At 60.9% G+C, this 9875-nt stretch carries 15 protein-coding genes; 4 read left to right on the forward strand and 11 right to left on the reverse strand.

Translation table 11 applies throughout. The annotated features are described in order from the left end of the window. The 4 genes from B7R21_RS21005 to B7R21_RS16625 form a co-directional block, all read left to right on the forward strand. A partial coding sequence (locus B7R21_RS21005) for an IS3 family transposase (protein ID WP_367302594.1) occupies positions 1 to 89 on the forward strand: 89 nt, incomplete at its 5' end. Positions 90 to 276: 187 nt separating this feature from the next. After that, positions 277 to 492, forward strand: coding sequence for a hypothetical protein (locus B7R21_RS16615; protein ID WP_116284378.1), 216 nt, complete (start codon positions 277 to 279; stop codon positions 490 to 492). Positions 493 to 918: 426 nt separating this feature from the next. After that, positions 919 to 1560: an RNA polymerase sigma factor gene (locus B7R21_RS16620; protein WP_116284379.1), complete on the forward strand. Its 642-nt coding sequence runs from the start codon at positions 919 to 921 to the stop codon at positions 1558 to 1560. A gap of 224 nt (positions 1561 to 1784) precedes the next feature. Next, on the forward strand, positions 1785 to 2909 hold the full coding sequence (locus tag B7R21_RS16625) for a hypothetical protein (protein WP_116284380.1): 1125 nt from the start codon (positions 1785 to 1787) through the stop codon (positions 2907 to 2909). Positions 2910 to 3447: 538 nt separating this feature from the next. On the opposite strand, the gene B7R21_RS16630 is transcribed toward B7R21_RS16625, so the two are convergent. The 11 genes from B7R21_RS16630 to B7R21_RS21010 all read right to left on the reverse strand — a co-directional run bounded on the left by B7R21_RS16630 (position 3448) and on the right by B7R21_RS21010 (position 9622). Then, a complete protein-coding gene (locus B7R21_RS16630) occupies positions 3448 to 3768 on the reverse strand; it encodes a DUF1622 domain-containing protein (RefSeq protein ID WP_172592238.1) in 321 nt (106 codons plus the stop codon). A 297-nt stretch (positions 3769 to 4065) separates the two neighbouring features. Then, on the reverse strand, positions 4066 to 4338 hold the full coding sequence (locus B7R21_RS19785) for a hypothetical protein (RefSeq protein ID WP_147305934.1): 273 nt from the start codon (positions 4336 to 4338) through the stop codon (positions 4066 to 4068). 259 nt (positions 4339 to 4597) lie between these two features. Beyond that, positions 4598 to 5074, reverse strand: a complete 477-nt coding sequence (locus B7R21_RS16635) for a hypothetical protein (protein WP_116284381.1) — start codon at positions 5072 to 5074, stop codon at positions 4598 to 4600. Beyond that, a complete protein-coding gene (locus B7R21_RS16640) occupies positions 5071 to 5586 on the reverse strand; it encodes an HTH domain-containing protein (protein ID WP_147305935.1) in 516 nt (171 codons plus the stop codon). The genes B7R21_RS16635 and B7R21_RS16640 overlap by 4 nt, the downstream gene beginning before the upstream one ends. Positions 5587 to 5602: 16 nt before the next feature. Further along, positions 5603 to 6292: a hypothetical protein gene (locus tag B7R21_RS16645; RefSeq protein WP_116284383.1), complete on the reverse strand. Its 690-nt coding sequence runs from the start codon at positions 6290 to 6292 to the stop codon at positions 5603 to 5605. 85 nt (positions 6293 to 6377) lie between these two features. Continuing rightward, positions 6378 to 6698 (reverse strand): hypothetical protein, encoded by a 321-nt coding sequence (locus tag B7R21_RS19790; protein WP_147305936.1) that lies wholly within the window; start codon positions 6696 to 6698, stop codon positions 6378 to 6380. 724 nt (positions 6699 to 7422) lie between these two features. Further along, a complete protein-coding gene (locus B7R21_RS16650; RefSeq protein WP_147305937.1) occupies positions 7423 to 7731 on the reverse strand; it encodes a hypothetical protein in 309 nt (102 codons plus the stop codon). 181 nt (positions 7732 to 7912) lie between these two features. Further along, entirely contained in the window at positions 7913 to 8368 is a 456-nt protein-coding gene (locus B7R21_RS16655; RefSeq protein ID WP_116284385.1) for a hypothetical protein, read from the reverse strand. After that, the gene (locus tag B7R21_RS20260) at positions 8368 to 8652 is read right to left on the reverse strand and encodes a LysM peptidoglycan-binding domain-containing protein (RefSeq protein WP_172592237.1); all 285 of its coding nucleotides are present in this window, start codon (positions 8650 to 8652) and stop codon (positions 8368 to 8370) included. The genes B7R21_RS16655 and B7R21_RS20260 overlap by 1 nt, the downstream gene beginning before the upstream one ends. A gap of 253 nt (positions 8653 to 8905) precedes the next feature. After that, a complete protein-coding gene (locus B7R21_RS16665; protein ID WP_147305938.1) occupies positions 8906 to 9127 on the reverse strand; it encodes a hypothetical protein in 222 nt (73 codons plus the stop codon). Between the two features lie 237 nt (positions 9128 to 9364). Beyond that, positions 9365 to 9622, reverse strand: a complete 258-nt coding sequence (locus B7R21_RS21010) for an RNA 2'-phosphotransferase (protein WP_116284388.1) — start codon at positions 9620 to 9622, stop codon at positions 9365 to 9367. Between the last annotated feature and the right edge of the window lie 253 nt (positions 9623 to 9875).

Here is a 9875-nt window from a genome sequence, read left to right on the forward strand (position 1 = left end):
GCTGGTACAACGCCCGCCGACGCCACTCCGGCATCGGCTACCTCAGTCCATTAGAGTACGAACGCCGCCAGCTCACACTGGCAGCCTGACCAACCAACCACCTGTCCGGGAAACGGGGTCAGCCTCAGGTCTGAGGAGTGCGATCTGCGGCTGTGGGCTCGGTCAATCTGGTGATGGTGCTTTTTTCAACCAAGGGGAAGCGCGACTCCGCGGCGGAGAGCGATGCGTTGCGGTTAGTTTGGCGCGACATGAGCCGCGAGCAGATAGGTTAGCGCAATGAGCCTGCTTCTCGATGTGTTGCTAGCGCTCGTGCTCGTCTTCGTCCTCATGATGCTGATTGCTGGGCCGAACCGGTCACGCATGCGTGCTCTGAAGCGGAGTCACCCGACGTCGCTTATTCTCACGGCCGTGACACCGCGAGGTTCACAGGTGGCTGGCCAGGAGTTGATGCGGGCCTGGTTCAAGAATCGAGGCGAACTGACCGTGCATTAGAACTGCAGTTCGTCTTCAGCAGCGGGATCGTGACTTATCCGTTAGTGATCCTCGGTAGCGGGATGCTCGGGCTGTTCCCGAAGTCAGACACCGAACTGGCAGAGATCAGTGAGCTATTGAAGAAGAGGATCGGATCCGCCTGAGGGACGCGGGAAACCTCGGTAGCCGACGTCGATCGTGAGTCGGACTCGGCTGGGCCAACAGCGGCGTACCCATCGAGACCGTCGTGCCGGGTAGCCTTCGCGGAAGAGAGCCCAAGACTGTGGTCGCGCACCTGTGACGGCGTCAAGTCTCTGACCACCTGTCGTGACGGTTCCTGGGGGAGGTACTGATTGAGGCGATTGCGCTGACGGGTCCGAGGGGCACGACGAACCCCGCGCTCGGCACTTCACTCGAGGAGTCCGGAAAAGAAGTCAAGAAATTGTGGTGAAGCGTGAACTTTTTAACCGCGGGGGTGCAAAACCTGTTGTGAGCACTGACAGCGACATCATTCTCCGCTCCGGGACATCCCCGGAGCTCTTCGGGCAGCTCTATGAAAGACACGCAGCCACAATCCATCGTTACGTGGCCTGTCGCGCCGGCGCGCAGGTCGCCGATGACATCATGTCCGAGACTTTCCTTGTCGCGTTCGACCGGCGAACGAAGTTCGACCTGGCGTGGGCGAGCGCGCTGCCGTGGCTCTACGGGATAGCGACGAACCTGCTGAAAGCGCATCGCCGGGTAGAAGCCCGCACCCTCCACACACTCATCACCGCAGGCTTGCAACACGACGCCAGCTCCCGCAATGAAAAGACGCCGCCAGAACGCTCCGACGACATGATCGATGCGCAACTGGCCGTCCGAGCTCTCGGCCCGGCGCTGGCCACGATGCGCTCCGGTGACCGCGACACCTTGTTGTTGCACACCTGGGCGGGCCTTGATTACGCCGGGATCGCGATCGCGCTCCAGATTCCCGTCGGAACCGTGCGATCCCGGTTGAACCGGGCACGAAAAACTCTCCAGGCCGCGGCCGCCATCATCGACCCGGCACGCACCCGGCTGACAGGAACCAACTCATGGACCAACTGACCGCACTCCGGAACCTCGGCGACACCGTTCCCGCGCCCACCGACCACGCTCTCGCACTCGGACATGCCACACTTCTCCAGCACATTGCCGACACCGCAGCCACGCCCGCCCGCTTGCGCAAAACCCGACGACATGTCGCAACGATCAGCACAGACGAGCCAGCCTTCGCGCCTGCACGGTCAGTGCCACGGCCTGCACCGCACCCGATACCGGAAAGACATCGCGTGCGCAACGCGTTCATCGCGCTCGGCGGGATCGCTGCCGCAGTCGCGGTCATCACCCTCGTCCTTTCAAACACTCTCGGGATCGGAGGGTGGCAGAGCGGCGGCATCAGCGCACCCAACACCAGCACCCCAGCTCCGCCCCACCACTTCGTGCTTCCTGACGATTGTGCGTCGCTTGTCGACCCGAGCATCATCGCCGAGTGGTCGGCGCGGTACGGGGACGCGCCTCTCATCTCTGAGCTGGGGTCTCCTATCGGCGGACCGCGCGTGGCTGGTGGGGACTGCTCCTACGGCGCAGCGGAGACAGCCTTCGCTTCTCTGAGCGTCTCGGTCACCGTCTTTTCTGCGGACAACCCCCGCGCAGCCAGTGAGCAAGGTCTCCAAGACCAGGGGATGCAGTCAGCAGTCCAGCCGGACGGGTCGACGTTGTACTACAGCGATACTCCCGGCATCGACTTTGCAACCGCAGAGATGGTCCTCGTCGCAGACGAGGCTGTGATCTCTGTGCGTGTCAACGGTGTTTCCGCAGCAGACGGTCCGGGCTTGATGCCTCTTCTCTCAGGGTGGCTGGCGAAGGTCAGCGACCGGGTCGGACTGACTGCTCCCACAACGCCGACCTTCTCTTCCCCCCAGCCGACCAATTCCGCGCAAGCGGCCACCACTTTCCAGCTGCCGGCCTCCTGCGCCGGAGCGGTCGGTACGAGCATCCTGCCGGCATGGTCCCCTCGTTTCGGCGAAGCGACGACCATTGACGACAGTAGATATCGGGCTTTGGATGGTGGCGACAGTGTCGGGGTGCATTGTGCCTACGGTTCCAATCAGACGGGGAGGCTGCTGACCGTCATCGTCGGTACGATCGACACTGCCTCCGACGGCCGGCAGCGCGCAGAGGCGCAGGCACGGCTGATCAGTAACGCCGAACAGCCGCTCGGCAACGGCACACTGTTCGCCGAGCCCCTCGGCGGCGTCGGCGGCGAGCCGGTCTCCGCTTCCCTGACGCTGATCACCGACAAGGCGATCATCACTGTTGCCGCGCGAGGAACCGAACAGCGTTCGGCTGAACTCCTTCCCTACCTGCGGGAGTGGCTCGACGACATCGCCACGCGGACCGGAGCCAACTCGTGAACATCAGGGACGCCTTCGGCAAGCGGCGCCGACCATGCAAACCAAACAACGGACGAAAAAACCGTCGTGCAGGATCGTCAAATCAGCCCTGGGTTACTCCGTCGAACGTTCCAGCCGCCCTCACCCTGTGCGTCCTTCGGCATCGCCGTCGTGACCACCGTGTCTGGCTGCACGACAGAGATGAAGCTCACGGCACCTCCCACCCAAACCATCACAGCCACTCCGACCCCGACTCCTACCAACCCCCACGCCGACGGTGGCTTTCACGCCGGAACCAGCACCACCACCACCTCCGCTGCCCCCGACGCCGCCCAACGCAATGCTTTGACTGGGGTCCGGGAATCTAGCGTCGAACTCGGCGTATGTGGCTTCTGCCTGACTCCATTGACGAGCAGTCTCAGTCAGCCTGATGACTGATCTCAAACGGGAATTTACTGGCTCCCTGTCTCAGCTTGGTGCGGCTGCCAAAGTTGCGAAAACCTAGCGTTCCCGTCTGAACAGAGAACGAGGGCGTATGACGTGGGGCGAGCGATCGATGTCAGTCCTGCGATGGTCGCTGGACCGGATGAGCGTGCTGGCGTTTTTGCCAAGGCCACCATCCTGTGATTTCCAGCTCTAAGGAGAAGCTGAGGAAGGTTCGGATGAGCACGATTCCTGCCAGGGCGAGGACACCGGTGAATGTGGGAGCCACTGCCACTGTGCGGATGATGTCGGCAGCGACGAGCAACTCAAGCCCTAACAGAATGGAACGTCCGAGCTGTTGGCGGAATCGCGCGTAGAGATCGTTCCCGTCGCGGCGGAGAAAGCGCACGAGAAAGTTGGCCGCCGCGATGATGAAGCCAACGACGATTACACAGATGCGTTAAATCGCCGGACCGATCGTGTCCTGCATCCCTCGGGACGCAGGACGTCTCGCGAGGCGGTCGGTACCTCTTATGTGTGCGAGCTCGTGAGGCGAGAAATGTCTCGCATCCGTGTACCGGCACTGGGTGCTCGAATTCACCAGAACAGTGAAGGTTCGTTACGAGACAGTTCCCTTGGCAAGCGCGAACCATTGAGTTCACGTCTGCCTAACCGAAGAGTTCAACTTTGCCGCGCTGCATCCCGGTGACCGGACCCTAAGTGGGACGGTCGAACTCAGGTGCAGAGGCGAGGGTTAGAACCGATTCGTTGAAGCTACGGCCGGACGCGACCTTGAACCGCGGTAGATGAACCACGCGACCGATCCGATGACTGGTACCAAAGCAACTAGCCCCGTCCAAAGAACTCTTGACAGCAGGCCCTGGTTTTTTGACGTCCAGATCGTGCTCAGAGCCGCGACGATGAGGGTCAGGATCAGGGCAACTGAGACGATCCAGAGCATGTTGCCTAATTCCGGTAAGGCGGGATTGACCGCTTCGGCGAGGCCTACCTGATCAGCGTTAACCATGGGCCAACCCTCCGCTCAAGTCGAACGTATGTCAAGGAACGGACCATCGACGGGATACGTCACAGGATGGCGAGGGTCGAAATCAGTCCACCGCGCCGGCGACCCGCTCGGTAGCTTGAGCTCAGGTCGTATGGTCAGAACGTGCGGCGCGAAACACGCAGTAAGCGACCGTCTAACGGAACGGAACGGAACGGAACTGGGCGACGGCCCAGTCGCCCCTTGGGTATTAAGTGCGCCGAAGTGTAGAGGTGTAGTGGGTTTAGCTCTTGGCCCAGTTCTCTACGAGTTCCAGGTACCCGGCTACCCATGTGTCGTCGGCTTGGCCGATCCGATCGATAAGAAACTCGACATCGAACGACCTGTGCTGATTCCCGGCCGTAGCGCCGTTCCCTTCGAATGCCCGCCAGAGCGCATCTCCGTGCATTGCGATTAGCGTGTTGCCGACGTACCTAGCTGTCGCTGCACGGAGAGAAGGGTCGGCGCTGATCGGACCCGCATATTTCCGGAGGACATCCAACAGCGACCGAAAATCGGTCTGGTTGATCTCTATGTTGTTGTTGGCGCTGAACTTCAGGAACGGGGCATATCCGTCGACGTGCCTTACTTGGCTTCTGGACGGCTTCTTTGACGTGTATTGGACTCTTCCCCTGGCGATTGCTGCCGGCATGGGCTCGGCGGGACCTTCGAAGACGGTTTCGGGGAAGTCCGCGGCCGGGCGTTGGTCGATGGGTGTCACTGGGTCACGTACTTCGGTGAAGCGTTTCCGATGGCGTTCAGGAGGTAGGAGGCCCTGACTGCGAGCCGGTATCTCACCTCTGGTGAAACGGTGGCCGGGTCAGCGATGAACAGCTCGATGTCGGCGGCGTGGATCTGGGTCAAGTGGGAGATGTTGTCGGACGTCAGTCGGAATTGCACGGTCAAGGTCTCGAGGATGCCCCGGACCCGTTCGTCGTCGTCTATCTCGAACCCTGCGGTGAGCTGCGCGACCAGACTTGAGAGCCGTAAGGTCTGGTCGCTGGTGAGAATCGCCGGCGGAGTAGCCATGCCCGGAGTGCCCGTCGGGGTGACGGCCAAAAATGGTGTGAGTGCATCGCGGGGGATGCCGGTGATGGATTCGAAGGCTTCCGGGGAGAGACGGCCATCCGCGATGACGCGTCTCAGGATGTCACCTGTGTTAAAGGTTTCAGAAGTCATGGCAGGCGCTCTCTTTCTGTTGACGATGAGGAGCAGGGCAGTGAGTGCGGCCACGGTGGTGCAAGATTCGTTACCTGTTCGCGGGGCCCATTGGTCGGGTCTGGAAAGCGATGTCGAGGTGGGGGAGGTGTTCCCGGGCGATGACCGCTGTGAAGATGCGATCGCCAAGATCAGCCCCGACCGCATAGACGTGCGTGTCAGTATCAATGCGCATACCCGAGACCACCGTGCTGTCCAGTACAACCGGGGCGTGTTCGATGTGGCGCTTTGTCACCGGGGCGTCCAGTTCGCCCGGGAACCCGCCCACCACCCGTTCGTCGCGGAACGTGTTCCCTAGCACATGGTTCACATGGTCGACCAGGACAGATTCGGGTGTCTGCCACGCACCATCATTGGGCCGTGTTGTCAGGACCGCTTCCCACAACGTCGGGTAACGCATCAGCTTGACCCGTTCGATCATCCACTCCGGTAGAGGTTTGACCGGGGTCACCTCGAGCGAGGCCCTCATTTTCTCGGTCAGGTCGGCCAGATTCGCGGGGTCGTCACGGTTGGCCGGGTTTCGCCACAGGGTGTAGCTGATAGCGACCGATTCGACAGTGGTCGGGCCGCCGTTCGCAGACGAACTCACCGTGCCCACGCCCAGCTCTGTCAGCGCCGCCTGCTGAAGCATTTCGATTATCGGGCTTTGGAAACGTTCAGCGGCGCTGCTGATGGTTTCCGGGGCCGGGAAATCGATCGGGTCACGATCTGAAAGGAACATACTTCGAACCTAGCCAGTTCCGCCCATGCAGGGCGGAAGCTGAACGCATCCGCCCGTATTCCATCCTCGGACGTCAAATTGGACTTCAGGCTAAGAGTTCTCCTCGATACGACACGTCCGCGTAGTGTCGGACCTCGGAGTGGAGCTGATGAGCGATCGAGAGACCTTCTTCGTTCCAGCGCTCTTGCTGTTCTGGTGTGTCCCAGCTTTTTTCGTAGAGACGCTGCGCGTCCCACTCCTGGTGCCAGCGCCGTAGCCTGTCAGCAAGTTCCTCGGACAGTCCGTAGTCGCTTGGCTTCATCGAGTAGTTCGTCGGTCGTTCGGGGGTACTGCTCTCCCACAGCGACCACACGTTGCCATAATCAGGGGACAGGCGGATCACGCGACGAGTAAGTTCAGTGCCCATGCCCGCACTCTAATGCCATGACCCCGGGCCATCCGAGACCGGACCCATTGACGGGATACGTCACCGGACGACAAGGGTCGAATCAGTCCACCGCGCTGGCGACCCGCTCGGTAGCTCGAGCTCAGGTCGTCCGGTCGGAACGTGCGGCGCGAAACACGCAGTAAGCCACCGCCAACGAGCCGACACCTGCGAGTACCCAGGAGCCAATTGGTCCAGCTATCGGCCCATTGGTGCATTCGCCAGCGTCCGAGGCGTAGTCGACGCAGCTGCCCGCCTGGAGACCAAAAGAAAGAAGAAGTGTGACGATGGCTATCGCCATTGCAGCTACAACCCATGCCCACCTCATCGCTCAAGGATGAGCCTGTTTGTCGTCCAAGGGAAGGGCAAACACGGGCGAACCTGACAAACCACCTCTTGAGGCAAAGCCTAAGAACGATACGCGCGACGGTTGACGGACCCAATGCGGGACGGTCCGTAGATAGTCCTGGGGTCAGCCGTTCTCGTAGACGAAGGCGTAGGCGTTCTTAACTCAGCGCTCACTGACCGTGTTGTGACAGCGCCATTGGTCAGCCGTCCTGCGCCCAGGCCGTCGGTATCAGGATGTGTGTACGGAGACGATAAGACGGTCAGCGTCATCGGTTCCGATCAGACTGATCGAGCTCGCCACATTCTCGGAGGTTGGAATGTCCGTCCCTTTCGGGAGGGCCACCCTTGCGAGTAGAGATCAGTCGTTGCTCAAGAAGCCGTCGCCTTCGGAGGATTCGAGTACTTCACTGTTCGGGGGGAAGTTGTATCCGGTTTGGGTGCTGATGTCGGCGAGGCTGAGACCGGAACAGTTGCCCCAGATGTTGCAGTTGGCAGAGTCGCCTGCAGTGGAGGATGCGAAGTTGTTGATCGCCGTCGAGAGGATAAGAACAGCTGCTAAAACGACTGCTGACAGAGCGAGTACGGCAATCAAGAGGTGTCTCACGCTGCTTCGAGTGCCCGGTCTCATCGAACGAGTGCGCTCTGGGCCAACCATCTCATCAGTCATCAAACCCTCCCTCCAGGGCACTGCGCGATCGTTAGCTTGTCCGCTGCCACTGAAGGCCAAGGAACGTGCGTCGATGTCGAGTTCCAAGGTCGACTACCGGATCTTCAATCGAAGCTCGTCAAAAAGTCCAGGTTTCACCCACCAGCGAAGCTTTGTCGGAATCTAATCGATTGGTTCCCGGCTAGCCTGGGAAACCTTCTTCGCCGCCGGGTACACCGCCTTCGCTGTTGGTTGTGAAAACTTGAATGAGGGTTCGTCCCTGGTCGTCTGTTCCCGTGACGGTGATGGTGCTGAAGCGGTCGTATGAGGTGGGGAGGGGAGTGCCTGGGGGGAGGGCGACGTGCGCGGTGGCGCTCCACTCGTTGGTGAAGTTGTTGGCGCCGACGCTTGAGTCGAGGAGTTCGCTGCCGGGAGGGAATTCGTAGCCGGTGTAGGTCTGTATCGCGGCGAGGTTGTCGTTGTGGCAGTACCCGCTGGCGTTGCAGCCATCGGGCGGGCTGACGGCGTCCACGACATAGGAAATCCCACCGACCACGACACCGACAACGACGGCGAGGAGTACGCAGCCCAGAACGAGCGCGAGGATGAGGTTGCGTCTGGTCGATGGTCTCGCCTGGTCATTGTCAGGTAGATCCATCAGCCGGTGTAGATGATGTCGGTGGCTAGGCACAGATCAGGGTCGTGCATGATCGTGTTGTCGCGTACGACCTTCAGGGACTGGCCGACCTCGAGGTCGCCAGCGTGTCCCTCGAGGTTGGTGTTGGCGGAGTAGAGGTCGACGTAGCAGACCCCGAATCGGCCACCGATTCCGAGGACCGTGTCTCCCTGAGCGACGGTGTGGGTGAATGCGTCGAGGTTGACCTTGGTGGCCTTACCGGTTGCGAAGCTATCGGGCCCGGAATCTGCTGCTGGTGGGAGCAAAGCTTGTGGGCTGCTGGTCGGCGTCGGTATCGCGGTCTGAGTTGGGGCTATTGGTTCAGGGGCGGGGCCTGACGTGCAGCCTGTGACGGTCATTGCGGCCGCGACGAGAATAGCCACTGTGCACCCGAACGGGACCCCCACGTCTGTCATGAGCAAATAATCGCACGTGTGGCCGCTAAATTGTCGCCTTCGTGCTTTTGAGCGAAAAAGTATTCCGCCTGCGGGGACCTGAACCGGAACAACCCAGGCCGTGCTACGGCCGGTTGTCCTCCTCGGGCGGCACGACATACTCGGCCCTGCGAAGTCGGATCGATTGGGTAAAAGCGACAATAGCCAGAACCACGAAGGGAATGGACAGAAGCGGCAATTTCAGAACGAAGAACAGGACTGCCACCCCTAGTAGGAGGCCGCTTGCCAGGTAGAACAGCTCCTTCGGGTACATACCCAAGTATTTTTTGCGCTCGTCGCTTGCCATCCTCCGATCGTAGATGCCGGCAGGCTCCTCACGCGATAACGACCCCATGGTCAAATCGTGCCGTTCCAGTGCGCAGAGCCGGAGGGCGGACCGTCAACGGAATTGGTTGAGGTGGCTGCGAGAAGCGGGATGGGCGCCGACGGCACAGCGTTCGAGCTGGACGTTCACCGTGACAGGCTGAGCAGGCGTAGGCCCGCGCGGTTTGGACGGCGGCGAGACCTTCCCCGGTGAAGTGATCTATTGCGGACGGATTGAGCCGGGATCGATGAAGTTGCTGAGCCATATGGTGTCATTGCCCAGCCAAAACCGACTTCCGGCGTTCGCGGCTCTCACCGTGTCGATTTCGAGTACTACCGGCGCCGGTGCTTTCCGCTTTCCCACACTTACTGCTGTCGATAGATCGGCAGACAGATGCACGTGCTGTCGACCCATCGGCAGCAAACCTTTCGTCGCGATCTGAGACCATGCTGCTGGTGACGTTCCATGGAAAAGCACTACGGGCGGGAGGGTCTGCCCAGAGTTTGGTTGTCACTGGGGGTTGATGGTTTTCAGGCCGCGTTTGCGGTTGTGTAAATTGTCTCAAACTCGACGGGGGTGAGGTTGACCCCGAATTCCGGACACTGACCAGGCGGGTTTCGCGTGTTTGCGGGCCTGTCGGGGAGGATGTCCGTGATGGGCACAAGCAAGAGGAAGACTTATACGCCGGAGTATCGCCGTGAGGCGGCGCGGCTGGTGATCGACACGGGCC

The organism is Subtercola boreus (assembly GCF_003399625.1).
Lineage (GTDB): Bacteria > Actinomycetota > Actinomycetes > Actinomycetales > Microbacteriaceae > Subtercola > Subtercola boreus_C.